The sequence below is a fragment of the Chryseobacterium sp. 3008163 genome (genome assembly GCF_003669035.1).
Taxonomy (GTDB): Bacteria; Bacteroidota; Bacteroidia; order Flavobacteriales; family Weeksellaceae; genus Chryseobacterium.
On sequence record NZ_CP033070.1, the window covers coordinates 770172 to 786063 of the forward strand.

Consider the following 15892-nt stretch of genomic DNA (forward strand, 5'->3'; position numbering starts at 1 on the left):
ATTACTTCTTGTGAAGCATCAATAATTTCTTAACAATCTTTTCGTCATCTACTGTTACATGAATCATGTAAGCTTCAGTAGGAAGATCTCTTAAATCTAGTTTCTCGTCTGCTCTGTTATCAACAGTTCTTGAGAAGATGTGTCTGGTTTTCTTAGGCACCACTAATTTACCATCCATTGCATATACTTCGTATGTTACTTTGTATGGGGCAGGTTTTCTATCTCCATCAAATTTTGGAGGGAAGTCTGTTTTAATATACACATAGCCATCATTTGAAGGAACAGGATAAATCATCATTCCTTGGAAGACCGGTGATTGAGTTGCAGGATTTCCTCCTCCTGGATTTCCACCTCCTGGATTACCGCCACCACCTGGAGGAATAACCACTGCAGAAGAATTGATTGTGAAGTTTTGTGAATTTACATTAAGAAATATATTATTCACACCCTTTACCATAATTCTTGCATTATTAGTAGTAGTTCCAAGACCACCTGGAACAGTATAACTGTATGTACCTGTATTAGGAGTACTTGCAACCAATACTGTAGGGAATGTAAGACCCCCATCTTTTGATAAAAGAATGGTAACATTTGGTGTACTTACGGGAGCAGCTGTTGTTCCTGCTACGTTCCAAGTGATCGTCTGTGCCTGACCTTCATTCCAGACTACACCTGCAGTGTTTTGAGACGTAACTACAAATGGTCCTGCAGTAGCATTTACCGTTACTATCATATCGTCAGAATTATTTCCTGAACCTCCCGCTCTGTTATCACGAGTTGTAAACCTGAAATTATACGTTCTAGCAACATTTGAGAGAGCTTCAACAACAATACCTGAAGCAGTACCAACAGGACTTGAGGTGGTTGTTGCACCAGCAACTATTCGAGCTAATGGTGGAAAATATCTGTAAGGAACTGTTTGTGGAGTGTAAGATCTAAAAGTAGGTCCTGTTGCTTTTGTTGCACTTGCTGCAGAGTTAGCTCCGGTTTGAGTGTTAGATGCATTATCCATTTGCTCCCAAATATACGTTAGCGGATCACTATTTCCATCAGTACCAGAACCTGTAAGTACAAAAGGAGTACCTTTTGGAATTGTATAATCTAACCCTGCATCAGCAGTTGGAATAAGATTTCCCGTATTTGTACTTACTGGACAGGTTTTTAACTTAATATTATTCGTAATTTGCTGAATACTAACAGCATGAAAAAATGGATCTGAATGCATTACTACATTTTGACCTGTAATTCCTGCATAACCCATAATTGTAGATCCGGAACCAGGTTCCATATTCACTCCTGTTCCTTCGTTATTCATTGAGAATGTATGGTTTCCACCAAACTGATGTCCCATTTCGTGTGCTACATAATCAATATCGAAATTATCACCAACAGGTGCTGTGCTTTGAGTAAAGCCAGACCCTTTTGCGGTTGTAGTATTGGTAGCGGGATTTACACACACGCAACCAATACAGCCAGCATTTCCGTTATTCCCAGCTGCATTGAACACATGACCAATATCATAATTATCATTTCCAATAACAGCTGTTAAAGTTTGTTGCAACTGTAAATTCAAATTTCCTGTGTAAGGATCTGTAGCTGCATTTGTATAAATAAGCGTATTATTGTTTGCGATAAGAACCATTCTTGCAGCAAAATCTTTTTCAAAAACTCCATTCACACGAGTCATTGTGTTATTCATTGCCGCCAATGCACCAGCTACTGTTCCTCCAAAATAGGTAGTATATTCTCCTGTACATGATAAAGCAAGTCTGAAAGTTCTTAATTTACCATCATCTGCATTTGGTCTTGCCGTAAGGTTAGAGTTATCTATACCCTTTTGTGCAACATCAATTACTGTACATTCAAATTTATCTAAATCAGCTTTCTTATCAGATTTTTTATAAACAACATAAGTCGAAAGATCCTTTGTATAAGGCTCTATAAAAACTGCAGATTTGTTAGCGTACAACTCCATGGATGACAACCCTAGTGGTGAAATGCTAAAATAAACTGTAAACTGTGTATCTCCTAAACTCTCCCCGACATAAGATTTGATGTCTGGATATTGTGCTGCCAATTCCGGAGCAAAATTAGAATTTTCTCTTACTTTAAAATTTTCAAGAACTCCGTCTGCATTTGGAAAAGAGATAATCACATCCGATTTTCCACTTTTAGAAAAGCTTTCAGGAGCCTTAGCTAATGCATTCTTTAAACCAGAAAAGTCAAGACTATATACTTTCGGGTGGATGATACTAGTTTTATTTTCAAATATTTCAGAATTGGTTTTAGGTGAAACCTCCTTCCAAAGTCGGTTTGTTTGTGCTAAAAACATATTGGATATAAAAAGCACTCCCATCACTAGTAGATGTTTTTTCATGTAAATTTTATTTAGATTACGAAATTTCAAAATTAATAAAAATTAATGAAAATTAACAACATTATAAATGATTTTTTTCACAAAACTTTTGGAAATACCTTAAAACTCTTCGCAATTATTAAAGATTCTATTTTTTATTTTTTTTTAAAAATAAAAGAATTAAAAAAATGGACAAAAGCTAATCAACACTTAAAAATGATTAAAAAAATAGAAATAATTGTTGAAATTCTCTCAAAATCATTTTTAAAAACACATCAAATTATTCACAAGCCACTGATTACACAATGATTAAAATATTATTTTAATCATACATTTCATATAAATATTTCACGGAGAATAATCGTCTATTTTACTTCAACAAAAAGTGATTACCTGTGGAGAAACTTGAGACTAACCAATGTAAATAAAAAAAGAATATAATTAATATCAAAAAAAAGATTTTATAATTATATTAAACCATCTGATTGAGTGTTTAAACAGTTAGAAAGAAACACAAAAAACCGTTCTTATGAACGGTTTTTTTTATGAATATGAATTACATTTTACTTCTTGTGAAGCATCAGTAATTTCTTAACAATCTTTTCGTCATCCACAGTCACATGAATCATGTAAGCTTCAGTAGGAAGATCTCTTAAATCTAGTTTCTCGTCTGCTCTGTTATCAACAGTTCTTGAGAAGATGTGTCTGGTTTTCTTAGGCACCACTAATTTACCATCCATTGCATATACTTCGTATGTTACTTTGTATGGGGCAGGCTTTTTATCTCCATCAAATTTTGGAGGAAAATCTGTTTTAATATACACATAGCCATCATTTGAAGGAACAGGATAAATCATCATTCCTTGGAAGACCGGCGATTGAGTTGCAGGATTTCCACCACCTGGATTACCTCCTCCTGGATTACCTCCTCCTGGAGGAATAACTACAGCAGAAGAATTGATTGTAAAGCCTTGTGAATTTACATTTAAGAATACATTATCTATAGCTTTCACCATGATTCTAGCATTAGTTACATTTCCTAAACCACCTTGTACAGTGTAAGAATACGAACCGTTATTTGGTGTACTTGCAACTAAAACAGTAGGGAATGTAAGACCTCCGTCTTTCGATAATAAAATCGTAACGTTCGGTGTGCTTACTGGTGCTGCTGTAGTATTGGCAACATCCCAAGTAATAATTTGTGCCTGACCTTCATTCCAAACTACACCGGCAGTATTTTGTGAAGTTACCACAAATGGACCAGCTGTACTTACTACAGTCAATTTCACATCGTCACGACCAGTTTGACCTCCTAATGCATTGTTATCTCTTACCAATACAGAGAAGTTAAGTGTTCTTGCAACAGATGGAAGAACTTCCCAAGTACTTGGTGTAGCCGGAGCAACAATAACAGGTAATTTTGGGAAATATCTGTAAGTTAACGCTGTAGGTCTAATAGATCTGAATAAAGGTCCCGCAACAAGGGTTGACGTTGGAGGTGCAGTAGCTGTAACTGCTCCCGGATCTATCTGTTCCCATGTATAAGTAAGTGAATCATTATTAGCATCTGTTGCTGATGCAGTTAAGACAAATGGTGTACTTTTAGGAATACTTTTATCTAAACCAGCATTTGCAATTGGCTCTGCATTGTTTATCGGAGTTTTTTCTCCACAAGATGAAGGCGATCCTGTACCTGTAAGTGTTGTATACATTTCGTTGATGCTAACTGCGTGGTAATAAGCATCACTATTATTTTGAACATTTGGAGCACAAATTCCAGCATATCCCATAATAGTACTCGCGCTTCCTGGTTCAATTGATGTTGGAGCATTTCTGTTACAACCATTATTTTGCGTGTGTTTCGCACCAAACTGATGCCCCATTTCATGAGCAACAAAATCAATAACAAAAGGATCTCCTACAGGTATTACACATCCAGTAACTCCACCTGCTTTACTACTTCCGCATACGGAAGGGGTAGCTGCTAAACCATTATTATCATTAGCATTATCAACTTTAAAAAATAAATGCCCAAGATCATAATTAGTTGCACCAATAACAGAATTTGTAATTGTAATATTTTGCGACAACATTTGAGCAGCATCTGTATTATCAAATGTATCCGTGCTGATAAAAAACAAAGCATCTGTATTAGCTATCAATTGTAACCTGATAGACATATCTCTTTCAAAAATTTCGTTAAGACGAGCAACAGCTAAATTTACTGCAGCAAGAACAGCTGCTTTTTTCTGAGCATCAGTTCCCGTACCTACACCTGCTTGTCCTGCAATGTATGCAGTATATTCTGTTGTTGTTGTAATTGCGAGTCTATATTTTCTTTTAAGTCCGTCAACAACAGTTTTTTGAGCGATAGAAGTTGCTGCTGTTTTCAGATCACTATTGCCATTAAAAAGACATTCAAACTGATTTAAAGAAGATGCCTTTTTTCTGTCATACATTTTATATACCTGATTGTCTTTTGTATAAGAATCGATGTAATAAATACCATTGTCATTTCTAACCATCCCATTAAATCCAAAATAAGGATCGATGGTAAATTTTAACATTGAAGATTTATCATCTTTTTTAAATCCGGAATAGGATCTAAGTTCAGAATATCTGCTTTGAAGATCCGGATGCATCGTTGATGATTCGTAAACTTCATACGTATCAAAACCTCCCTGAAGATTAGGCAAACTAATAAATACACCTCTTACTTTAGACGATTTGTCTATGTCGGGAGCATTTTTTAACTGATTTTGAATATCAGCTACATTTAATGTGAAAAGAGTGTAATCAGAAAGTCTTACATTGTTCTCCCGAACCTCTGTTTCAACTTTTGAAGTCAACTTTTTCCAATTATTTTGCTGTGCAAACCCCGCTGCATAAAAAACCAGCAAACTGCTCAGAATGAGTATTTTTTTCTTCATATTTAAAATAATTATTATTACTATTTATTTAAATTTATTAGTTTGACACCTGACGGAGCAACTCCGTTTACTCTCAGTATCAATATAGGATCTTTTTGTTTGTTTAATAAATACTCTTCATTGCTTATTTCTTTATAATAAACATTCAATACAGAACCTTTCATTTCCATTTTTGTCACTTCAAAATCTCCAAAGGGTTGTTTTTTCATTATTGGCTTTAGCAACAGAAAAAATTCATTATCCTCAAGAGTTGGAATAGGCGCAGATCTAGAAAATCTTTTATCTGCTAATTTACCATATAATTTAACGGTTTCGCTAAAGTCTTTTATTATCAGAAAATCATTTAATTGAACCTCACGATTTAATCTTCTCACCTCTGAAAACTCAACATTACCTTGGGGCTCATTCATTATTGATCCAGTTTTTAATTCATTATTTGCCATAGAAACACTTCTACAACTGAATTCTGCAGAACCAATTAAAAACGACAAAACTAATAAGAAAGTATGTTTCATTATTAAAGTCTCAAAAAGCAAAGGTAAATATTATTATATTTCCAATGAATATTTTTTTTTAACATTTTTAACATTTAACATTTTTTTTGTAAAACAACTCTATTTATTTTACAAATAACTGATTACCAACAATATAAAACTTTACCAAAATCATACATTTCTTTTACAAATTTCGCTGAAGATAACCTTCTAATTTTACTTCAACAAAAAAATTAATGTTATGAAAAAGTACATCTTATTATTAGCAGCAGCAACCAGTTTCACAATGTGTAAAAAAGGTGAAGCAACAAATTCTCAATTAGAAAAATCACTAAATTCTGTTGATAGCATGACGACAGATATCAGTGATAAAGCAAAGAGCGTAAGCAATGAAGCAGAAGCTGTTTTCGATTCTGCCAGCATTAAAATTAAAGATTTCGAAAAAATAAAAAGTAATGCAACTGAAATTATAGAATCAACATCTAAAAGTGTTGACTCTATCTCAGATAAAATTGCTAATATGAAACTGGAGTCTAAAATTGAGAAGAAAGATTCTCTAAACAAAAATTCTGAAAAAATTGTAGTCAATGTTCCGGCACCGAAAATTATTAAAGAAACCAAAATCATTTACAAGGACAAACCGAAAAATGAAAACTACGAACAAATTGTTTCAAAAAACAAAATGACAAAAACCGGACTTCTAGAATTAAAAGTAAATGATGCAGAAACCGCAAAAGAGATAGTAAAAGAACAAGTGAAAAAATATGATGGTTTCATTAAAAGTGAAAATATTTCTTTAAATAACAACGAGAAAAAAATCGCTTATCTTAAAGTAAGAGTTCCGATTCAAAAGTTTGATTATCTAATGGAAGATCTGAGCTACAACATTGGAGAAATTGAAAATAAAGGAATTTATATCAGCGGTCAGGATTTCGTGAACAATACTTTATGTGACGTAGAAATAACTCTATATGGAGACAATGAAAGTCTTGCTGTAAAAGAAAAACCTGAAGGCTTCGGAGCACAATCTCTGGCAGCAGTTTCGTCCGGTTGGAACGTGATCACTTCAATATTCTTATTTATTCTTCCGCTTTGGCCTTTGTTTCTAATCGCCGGGATTGGTTATTATTTTTACAAAAAGAAAAACAACAATCTCCCTGGGAATGATTCTAATTAATTAGAAAAGTTTTAATTAAATTTTAAGGCAAGATTTTATATTAGAATTAATATTCATACTAAATTTGTTTTATCAAAATTTCAAAAGAGAAAAAAAATTGAACCGAGATTTTACCTTATTCAAAAATTTGAATCAAAACAATAAAGAAATTAATAGTTTTCATATATTAATATTTGTGATTTGGTGTAAAGTAAAAGGCTCTCAATGCGAGAGCCTTTTATGATTATTTCATGTTCACTATTTTATCAACAACATACTTCGTATTCCCTCTCCAAGGTAAAGTTCCGTTGTATTCTTTGTAATGAAGATCAAAAGTTTTACCACTGTTGAGTTCCAGCTGTTTGAAAATTTCAGGATCCGTTACAGAAAATTCAAACTCGTAACTTGTTACAGTTCCGGTTTTTCCTCTTCCAAAACCTTCCTGAATTAATTTGCCCTCGTATGTTTTAAAAACATAGCCTTTATTGATGGCGTAATTGAGGTAACCAGATTTCACGCCTTCTCCGAAAACGAAGAAAAATTTATACCAGATAAAAACTCCCACAAGAAGTAAAATTACTCCCAAAGTGATTAACCAAGATTTTTTCATACAAGATATTTAGTGTCTTTAAATTTAAAGAAATTATTTTGCAATACTTCTAGAAATCACAATTCTTTGGATTTCAGAAGTTCCCTCATAAATTTGAGTAATTTTTGCATCTCTCATTAATCTTTCTACGTGATATTCTTTCACATATCCGTATCCACCATGAATCTGAACTGCTTCAATGGTAGTATCCATCGCAACTTGAGAAGAATATAATTTAGCCATCGCTCCTATTTCAGAAATGTCTTTTCCGGCATCTTTTTCTACAGCCGCTTTAAAACAAAGCATTCTTGCCGCAGTAATCTGAGTTGCCATATCTGCCAATTTGAAAGCAATCGCCTGGTGATTGATAATTTCAGTTTTGAAAGCTTTTCTGGTTTTAGCATATTTCAGAGCCATCTCGTAAGCTCCTGAAGCAATTCCTAAAGCCTGAGAAGCAATCCCGATTCTACCGCCATTCAAAACAGCCATTGCAAAATTGAATCCGAAACCGTCTTCACCGATTCTGTTTTCTTTAGGTACTTTTACATTGTTGAAAAGCAAAGAATGCGTATCGCTTCCTCTGATTCCCAATTTGTCTTCTTTTGGTCCGATCTCAAAACCTTCCCAACCTCTTTCTACGATAAAAGCGTTGATTCCTTTATGTTTTTTCTCAGGATCTGTCTGAGCGATTACAATATAATAGGTAGCTGTACCACCATTTGTGATCCAGTTTTTCACACCATTTAAAAGATAATAGTCACCTTTGTCTTCTGCTGTGGTTTTTTGAGAAGTCGCATCAGAACCTGCTTCCGGCTCAGATAATGCAAATGCTCCGATTACCTGACCGCTTGCCAATGGTGTAAGATATTTTACTTTTTGTTCTTCAGAAGCATATTTTTCTAAACCAGCACAAACTAATGAGTTATTTACAGACATTACAACTGCTGCAGAAGCATCAATTTTTGCAATTTCCTCCATTGCCAAAACATAAGAAACGCTGTCCATACCGGCACCGCCATACTGAGGATCAACCATCATTCCCAAAAGTCCCATTTCGCCCATTTTCTTTACTTGCTCAGTAGGAAATTTTTGATCACGGTCTCTTTCAATTACTTCTGGTAATAGTTCGTTCTGTGCAAAATCTCTTGCTGCCTGCTGAATCATCAGCTGTTCTTCGGATAAATTAAAGTCCATAAAAATTATAATTAGATGGTCGTAAATTAATACTTTTTAATCAAATCTGAAAAAAAAATTAACAATTGCGATTTGTAAACAGATTTATGTTATTTTTACAAAAATGCTTATATTTAAAATCCTAATATTAAATATTTAACAAATTATGACGATCAAAAGATTATTCGATATACCGCACCAGGCTTTAGAAAAACTCCCAAATGATGTAATGTTCGCTACAAAACATCAAGGTGAGTGGATAAAGACGTCAACTCAGGAGTTTGTAAACCAAGGAAACAAAATTTCGAGAGGACTGTTGAAATTGGGTATAAAACCCGGAGATAAAATAGCTCTGATTACTACCAATTCTCGTACAGAATGGGCAATCATGGATCTTGGGCTTTCACAAATCGGAGTTGTTTCAGTTCCTGTTTATCCGAGCATTTCACCCGAAGATTACGAGTTTATATTTAATAATGCCGAAATAAAATATTGCTTTGTTTCTGATAAAGAACTTTTGGCTAAAGTGATGAAAATCAAGCACAACGTTGCTTCACTACAAGGTGTTTTCACATTTGATAATATTTCCGGAGCAGCCAATTGGAAGGAAATTCTCGATTTGGGTGAAGATGATTCTACACAAATGGAGGTGGAAGATCTTTCAAAAGCTATTAATACTCAAGATTTAGCTACTTTAATTTATACTTCCGGAACTACAGGGAAACCAAAAGGCGTGATGCTAACTCACGAGAATATTGTTTCGAATGTTTTGGGATCGCTTCCAAGAATTCCGAGACGAAAAAGTTTAGACTACAAAGACACGAGAGTTTTAAGTTTTTTACCGATTTGCCATATTTTTGAGAGAATGCTTTTTTATCTTTTTCAATACAATGGTTTTTCAGTCTATTTCGCTGAAAGTATTGAAAAAATGGGTGAAAATGTAAAAGAGGTAAAACCTCACTACATGAGTGTAGTTCCGAGACTTGTAGAAAAAGTTTATGACAAAATCTACAACACCGGTTCATCTGCAGGTGGTTTAAAACAAAAAATATTTTTCTGGGCATTGAATTTAATTCAGAAAAAGAAAGAAGTTACAAAACCTTCCGGTCTGTCTGAAATTATTGCAGACAAACTGGTTTTCAAAAAATGGAGAGAAGGTTTAGGTGGTGAAATTATCACTTTGGTTTCTGGTTCTGCGGCTTTATCAACAAGATTAAATTTAATGTTCCAAAATGCCGGAATTCCTATTCTTGAAGGATATGGCTTAACGGAAACCTCACCTGTAATCTCTGTAAATTCATTTGCAAAAATGAAAGTGGGAACTGTGGGGCATCCTTTGGATAACTTGACCGTTAAAATTCAGCAAGATGGCGAAATTACGGTAAAAGGACCATCTGTTTTTAAAAGCTATTTTAAAAACGAAGAACAAACCAAAGAAACATTTACAGAAGACGGATTTTTCAAAACGGGAGACATTGGACATATCGACAGTGAAGGATTTTTGCAGATTACCGACCGTAAAAAGGAAATGTTCAAAACTTCCGGCGGAAAATATATCGCTCCTCAAACGATTGAAAATTTAGCCAAAGCTTCGAAATTTATCGAACAGGTAATGGTAGTTGGTGACGGCGAAAAAATGCCATGCGCATTTGTACAGCCAGATTTTGAATTTGCTAAAAATTGGGCAATGAGAAATAACCTCAACATCGGCTCTACTCCGCAGGAAATTGCAAGTAGCCCTGAACTGAAAGAAAGAATTGAAAAAGAAATCAACGATATCAACGAGCATTTAGGAAACTGGGAAAAGATTAAAAAAATAGAGCTTACCCCAGAAGTTTGGAGTATTGAAGCCGGACTTTTAACTCCTACCCTCAAACTGAAAAGAAAGGCGGTAAAAGAGAAGTTCAAATATCTGTATGACAAAATGTATGATCATCACGATTAAGGTAAATGAACCGTTTCAGTTTTTGAAGCGGTTTTTTTAGGTTTAAACACAAATTGCACGGATTGTTTTATCCAAAATTAAATTTAAAAAGTATGAAGATTTTTCAACAGGTAAAATAAAGCCACCCCTACAAAGGAGGGGAATTATAATTTTTTCATCGAAAAGTTCAGACCTAAAAAAACGGCTTCAAATTTTTGAAGCCGTTTCTATTTTGTAAAAAGTTTTAATTAAAACTTGATGATAGAATTCATTTTTTCAGTTTCTTCGTTTACCAACTCGTCGTCAACAAGAATTTTTCCCGAATGTTCATCGATGATGATTTTCTTTCTCTGAGCAATTTCCATTTGCTTTTGTGGTGGAATTGTGAAGAAAGATCCTTTCGGCGCTCCTCTTTCAAGACCTACTACTGCAAGACCTGTAGAAGAGTTTGTTCTGATTCTGTGATAAGATGCCAATAATCTCTCGTCGATTTTAGAAGCAAATTCGTCAGATTTTGTGATCAGATAATCTTCTTCTTTTTGAGTTTCAGAAATCAAACCTTCCAATTCTTCTTTTTGAATTTTAGGTGGTTTTTAAGATTTTCGATTTTAGTATTCAACTCATTCAGAGTTTCTTCTTTGTGACCGATTTTAGCTCCAAATTCTTTGATTCTTTTGTCAGAAAGCTGAATTTCAAGTTCTTGATATTCAATTTCTTTTCCTAAAGCTTCAAATTCTTTATTGTTTCTTACGTTATCTTGTTGAGATTTGTATTTTTCGATTAAAGATTTCGCATGATTGATAACTTCATTTTTGTTGCTGATCTGATCATTCTGCTCTTTAATCTCTGCATGAAATTTTTCCGCTCTTTTTTCTAGGCCTTCAATCTCGATTTCAAGATCTTCAACTTCGATTGGCAATTCTCCTCTTGTATTTCGGATCTCGTCCAATCTTGAATCGATGATTTGCAAATCGTATAAAGCTCTTAATTTTTCTTCGACTGAAATTTCGGTGATTTTTGCCATATCTATAGGAAATAATTTACTGGGTTTGTTTTTTCACTAGATTTTAAGATTGCAAATGTACTAAATTTTTGTGATAAAATTTCAAATAATTGCTGACTTACCAATTGCTCAGATTCATAATGTCCAATATCGCAAATCAGCATTTTAGATTCTGCTAAAAAATAATCGTGGTATTTGAGATCTCCCGTAAGATAGGCGTCACATCTTTTTGAGAGTGCAGACTTTATTCCGCTTGCCCCGGAACCACCCAAAACGCCTACTCTTTTGATTTTCTTTTCATTGAAATTAGAATGTTTGATGATATTCAAATTGAATTTATCTTTCACAAAATCCAAAAACTCTTTTTCATCCATTTCAGTTTCAAACTCGCCATACATTCCCAAACCAGAATATTGATTTTCGTTTTCAAGCTGATAAATCTGATGTGCAACTTCTTCGTAAGGATGTGCAGATTTCATTGCAGCAACAATTTGATTTTGTTTAAAAGATTCAAAAATCACTGAAACCATATCTTCTTCCGCATTTTCACGTACATTTTGCTGTCCGGAAAAAGGATCAGAACCTTCAATAGGTCTGAACGTTCCTTTTCCTTCAATCTTAAAACTGCACTCGTCATAAAATCCGATGTTTCCGGCTCCGGCAGCGAAAAGGGCTTCTTTTAATGTTCCAGAATAGTCTTTCGGAACGTAAACATTTAATTGCTTTAAATTATTTTTTTAGGTTGAAGAATTTTTAAGTTTTTTAATCCCAAAAGATTGCAAATTCCGGCATTTACTCCATAAAAATCATTATCGAAAGCGGTGTGAATCGCATAGATGGCAACTTTATTTTCGATTGCTTTTAAAACTGCTCTTTCGACATAATTTTTTCCGGTCAAAGATTTTAAACCTGAAAAAATAATAGGATGAAAGCAAACAATCAAGTTACAGTTCTTGTGAATTGCTTCATCAACCACATTTTCTAAAGCATCGTGACATACAAGAATTCCTGATACATTTCTATCCGCCAAACCACATAGAAGTCCCACGTTGTCAAAGTCTTCAGCCTGAGGCATTGCGATGTATTTTTCTATCTCTGCAATTACTTTTTGTATTGTCATATTATTCTGTAAGTTTGTTTACGAAAATAGGGATTATTTGCTAAATTTAAAAAAACTCTGATCATGGAAAGAGAACATAATCTTGTTCCCGGAGATAAGCTCTGGAAAAGATTTTTGTACCGAATTATTTACCGCTCTGATACTAAGCTCGGGAAATTGTTTGACATTGTTCTGCTTTGTCTTATTTTGGTAAGCACCTTTATCATTATGATGGAAAGCGTCCCTAAATTGGACAAAAAATTTCACATTTATTTTATCATTTCAGAATGGGTGATTTCTGTGTTTTTTTCTGCAGAATATTTTACGAGAATTGCTGTCTTAAAAAACAAAAAGCATTACATATTCAGTTTTTTCGGAATTATTGATTTTCTATCTCTCGTACCTTTTTATTTGAGCTTCCTCTTTCCTGTGACAAAATATTTTCTGATTTTCAGAATGCTGAGAATGCTTAGAGTTTTCAGGGTATTTAATCTTCTGGATTTTATGAATGATGGTTTTGTCATTGTGAGAGCTTTGAAAAACAGTTCGCGAAAGATTTACATTTTCCTTTTATTTTTAATTATATTTTCGGTAATCGTCGGTTCGTTGATGTTTATGGTTGAAGGCGGTAGACAAGGCTTCGAGACAATTCCTCAATCAATCTATTGGGCAGTGGTTACGGTGACAACGGTTGGTTATGGTGATGTTTCTCCTATCACGCCGACGGGGAAATTCTTTGCAGTGATATTGATGTTGGCAGGTTATTCCATTATTGCGGTTCCTACGGGAATTGTAACAGCCGAGATGAGAAACAAAAGACAAAACCTTGAATTAATCTGCGAACGTTGCGGAAACGAAGATATTGACGATGATGCAAGGTATTGCAAACAGTGTGGCAAGAAATTAGCATAGAGTTTAATATCTATTAATCTAATACCCAAAAAATCATGGAACCACAAAAGAAAAACAGACCCAACAGTTTAGTGATTATCTTATTTGCTTTAATTATCTTGATGATTATCATCTACTTTATACTCGTGATGTTTTTCCCGACTGTATTTGATCTTATGAATACAGGAGAAATAAAACCAGTTTCACCAAACGAATAAACTTTTTTTTAAACATAAAAAATGTGACAGTCAATTGATTGCCACCTTTTTTATTGCTATTTAATTTTACTTTTTAATTATTTTTAATGATTGTTTAGAACCATCTTTCATCAGTAAACTTAAAATATACATTCCTGATTTTAATTGATCTAAATGAATAAATGAAGCCGGATTTTCAATTGTTTTTAAATGACGACCCAACAAATCAATTACTGAAACGGATTTGATATTTTTGAAATCTGAAATATGGATACTGTCTGTAAAAGGATTTGGATAAACTTTCACTTTAGTTTTCACCTCATCAACGTCTGTAGCTGATAAAACTCCGCTTACCATACTGATGGTGAATGCATCTTCTGCTTCATCACTAACATCATTATAATTTCCTACATTGACATAGTATGTCGTTCCAGCAACACTAGCTACAGATAAGACCTCTATCTCTCCATCACCGGCATCATCTACCGTATCAAAACAATTTAAAGCAGTACAGCTTCCTGTGAAAACTCCGATTTGAGGATCAAAATAACTTCCTGCAGGCATCGTAACAATGATATCGACGTTACTCCCATTTCCTACAAATGTAAACCAAGTTCCGTCATTCATTCTATCAATTGTTCCATTACTACAAGCATTTAAAAAACCAGAGTTATTCGTTGCTCCTAAAGCATCAGATTGTGTGTAAGAATACGGAAATGATGTAGCAACCAATGCCCCAGAACAAGCATCATTAACAGGCGGCGGCGGAACTGTTCCCACACATATGTCGAAACTATTATTACTTCCTGCACCTGCAGCACTGAAAACTCTCACATAATAAGTAGAACCAACAGTCAACCCTGCTACCAAAGAGGATGCGGGTTCTGAACACAAAACACTCGTTAAATTCCCACAAGCTCCGCTGAAAACCTGAAAATCTATATCATCACTAAAATTTGTTCCAATTGACGTAATATTGTTTAATGAAATTTTGTGCGTGATTGCTGTTGCGACAAATTTAAACCAAACATCATCATCCGGATTGCCAAAACATGAGCCTACTATTACACCAGAATCAGTCGCACCCAATGTATACCCTTGATTAAAAGCAGTACAGCTAGCATTTGGATTAATAGTTAAAGTAGTTGCGTTGGAACATTCATCATTTGTCGGCTGTCCAGGAGTAGTTGTGAACATAGTTGTTGAGCATCCTTGTGATTCTCCTGTGGTATTCACAGCAGTTATTTTTAAATAATATACTGTGTTTGCAGATAAAGTCTGAGGAACCATAAAGCTTGTTACACTTACAGACTGCTGATTGACTACATCGGAAGTACCCATCGTTGTTCCAATTGATACTTTATAACTTGTTGCCCCAGGAACTGCATTCCATTCAACCGTTGGCGACAAAGGTATGTATACTGCATTATTGAGAGGATAAGCAACATCTGGGCATGCAATCGTTGGGCTTGCAGCCAACCCCGTAAAAGTGATTACGGATTTTTGATCGGTTAGAGATCCGGTCGGTGGAAATGAAGGATTTGGATTAATATTATCATCTGAGTAATACAAAACCGAATTTACATTTGAATAATATCCATAAAATGCATCATCAAAACCATTAATATCATAATTGGGAGTATTTTCTTTCGCAGCGACAACCAGATTCCCAGTATTGTTATAAAAGAAAGGTACCGGAAAGGTAATCGTAACTATTCCATTTACATTGGTAACTGTTCCGGAAAAAACTTGATTCAGTTGTGATAAAGGAATCCAATCTACCGAAGAAGTAAAATTTGTTTTTGCGGTTGTTCCCAAATATACTACCCAACTTGAAGAGTTTGCAATAGTTGAATTGGGATTCAAATAAAATTTAATCCCCGTAATATTGCCTGCTGCATTCGCATTGATTTCATTTTTTGTAAATATTTGCTGAACATAAGAATATCCAAAAAATGTACTGACCGGAGCAACTCCCACTGTTGTACTGCCTGCACCCAAAGTAATCTGAGCATTTAGAAATATATTGAAAAAGAGAAGGCTAAAAAATAGAAGTTTTTTCACAAATTAATAAATTTAA

11 protein-coding genes and 2 pseudogenes are annotated in these 15892 nt (G+C 34.3%); 5 read left to right on the forward strand and 8 right to left on the reverse strand.

Going from position 1 to position 15892, the window contains the following annotated elements:
• Position 1 precedes the first annotated feature (1 nt).
• Complete coding sequence (locus EAG08_RS03375; protein WP_129534223.1) at positions 2 to 2377, reverse strand: reprolysin-like metallopeptidase; 2376 nt, start codon at positions 2375 to 2377, stop codon at positions 2 to 4.
• A gap of 45 nt (positions 2378 to 2422) precedes the next feature.
• Between EAG08_RS03375 and EAG08_RS03380 the strand changes: the two genes are divergently transcribed.
• The gene (locus EAG08_RS03380; RefSeq protein ID WP_129534224.1) at positions 2423 to 2665 is read left to right on the forward strand and encodes a hypothetical protein; all 243 of its coding nucleotides are present in this window, start codon (positions 2423 to 2425) and stop codon (positions 2663 to 2665) included.
• Between the two features lie 254 nt (positions 2666 to 2919).
• On the opposite strand, the gene EAG08_RS03385 is transcribed toward EAG08_RS03380, so the two are convergent.
• Positions 2920 to 5286 (reverse strand): reprolysin-like metallopeptidase, encoded by a 2367-nt coding sequence (locus EAG08_RS03385; RefSeq protein WP_129534225.1) that lies wholly within the window; start codon positions 5284 to 5286, stop codon positions 2920 to 2922.
• Between the two features lie 20 nt (positions 5287 to 5306).
• Complete coding sequence (locus EAG08_RS03390; protein WP_129534226.1) at positions 5307 to 5801, reverse strand: hypothetical protein; 495 nt, start codon at positions 5799 to 5801, stop codon at positions 5307 to 5309.
• A gap of 220 nt (positions 5802 to 6021) precedes the next feature.
• On the opposite strand from EAG08_RS03390, the gene EAG08_RS03395 reads away from it, so the two are divergent.
• On the forward strand, positions 6022 to 6957 hold the full coding sequence (locus tag EAG08_RS03395) for a DUF4349 domain-containing protein (protein ID WP_129534227.1): 936 nt from the start codon (positions 6022 to 6024) through the stop codon (positions 6955 to 6957).
• 223 nt (positions 6958 to 7180) lie between these two features.
• Here the strand turns inward: EAG08_RS03395 and EAG08_RS03400 are convergent, their stop codons facing one another.
• On the reverse strand, positions 7181 to 7546 hold the full coding sequence (locus EAG08_RS03400; protein ID WP_129534228.1) for a hypothetical protein: 366 nt from the start codon (positions 7544 to 7546) through the stop codon (positions 7181 to 7183).
• A gap of 33 nt (positions 7547 to 7579) precedes the next feature.
• Positions 7580 to 8719: an acyl-CoA dehydrogenase gene (locus EAG08_RS03405; RefSeq protein WP_129534229.1), complete on the reverse strand. Its 1140-nt coding sequence runs from the start codon at positions 8717 to 8719 to the stop codon at positions 7580 to 7582.
• 145 nt (positions 8720 to 8864) lie between these two features.
• On the opposite strand from EAG08_RS03405, the gene EAG08_RS03410 reads away from it, so the two are divergent.
• Complete coding sequence (locus tag EAG08_RS03410; RefSeq protein ID WP_129534230.1) at positions 8865 to 10643, forward strand: AMP-dependent synthetase/ligase; 1779 nt, start codon at positions 8865 to 8867, stop codon at positions 10641 to 10643.
• Between the two features lie 227 nt (positions 10644 to 10870).
• Here EAG08_RS03410 and EAG08_RS03415 read toward each other — a convergent pair.
• Together EAG08_RS03415 and EAG08_RS03420 are read right to left on the reverse strand one after the other, a co-directional pair.
• A pseudogene (locus EAG08_RS03415) lies at positions 10871 to 11646 on the reverse strand (zinc ribbon domain-containing protein).
• Positions 11647 to 11648: 2 nt separating this feature from the next.
• A pseudogene (locus EAG08_RS03420) lies at positions 11649 to 12745 on the reverse strand (Nif3-like dinuclear metal center hexameric protein).
• A 63-nt stretch (positions 12746 to 12808) separates the two neighbouring features.
• Between EAG08_RS03420 and EAG08_RS03425 the strand changes: the two are divergent.
• Entirely contained in the window at positions 12809 to 13636 is an 828-nt protein-coding gene (locus tag EAG08_RS03425) for an ion transporter (RefSeq protein WP_129534231.1), read from the forward strand.
• Positions 13637 to 13671: 35 nt separating this feature from the next.
• Complete coding sequence (locus EAG08_RS21255) at positions 13672 to 13833, forward strand: hypothetical protein (RefSeq protein WP_164998515.1); 162 nt, start codon at positions 13672 to 13674, stop codon at positions 13831 to 13833.
• 66 nt (positions 13834 to 13899) lie between these two features.
• Here EAG08_RS21255 and EAG08_RS03430 read toward each other — a convergent pair whose 3' ends face one another.
• Positions 13900 to 15876 carry a T9SS type A sorting domain-containing protein gene (locus EAG08_RS03430; RefSeq protein ID WP_129534232.1) on the reverse strand — a complete coding sequence of 659 codons (1977 nt, stop codon included), beginning with the start codon at positions 15874 to 15876 and terminating at the stop codon, positions 13900 to 13902.
• Between the last annotated feature and the right edge of the window lie 16 nt (positions 15877 to 15892).

Bases quoted from the DNA above. Each gene is read 5' to 3' on its own strand.
- EAG08_RS03395 (WP_129534227.1), top strand. From the start codon at position 6,022: ATGAAAAAGTACATCTTATTATTAGCAGCAGCAACCAGTTTCACAATG.
- EAG08_RS21255 (WP_164998515.1), top strand. From the start codon at position 13,672: ATGGAACCACAAAAGAAAAACAGACCCAACAGTTTAGTGATTATCTTA.
- EAG08_RS03405 (WP_129534229.1), bottom strand. From the start codon at position 8,719: ATGGACTTTAATTTATCCGAAGAACAGCTGATGATTCAGCAGGCAGCA.
- EAG08_RS03425 (WP_129534231.1), top strand. From the start codon at position 12,809: ATGGAAAGAGAACATAATCTTGTTCCCGGAGATAAGCTCTGGAAAAGA.
- EAG08_RS03380 (WP_129534224.1), top strand. From the start codon at position 2,423: ATGAAAATTAACAACATTATAAATGATTTTTTTCACAAAACTTTTGGA.
- EAG08_RS03410 (WP_129534230.1), top strand. From the start codon at position 8,865: ATGACGATCAAAAGATTATTCGATATACCGCACCAGGCTTTAGAAAAA.
- EAG08_RS03400 (WP_129534228.1), bottom strand. From the start codon at position 7,546: ATGAAAAAATCTTGGTTAATCACTTTGGGAGTAATTTTACTTCTTGTG.
- EAG08_RS03375 (WP_129534223.1), bottom strand. From the start codon at position 2,377: ATGAAAAAACATCTACTAGTGATGGGAGTGCTTTTTATATCCAATATG.
- EAG08_RS03390 (WP_129534226.1), bottom strand. From the start codon at position 5,801: ATGAAACATACTTTCTTATTAGTTTTGTCGTTTTTAATTGGTTCTGCA.
- EAG08_RS03385 (WP_129534225.1), bottom strand. From the start codon at position 5,286: ATGAAGAAAAAAATACTCATTCTGAGCAGTTTGCTGGTTTTTTATGCA.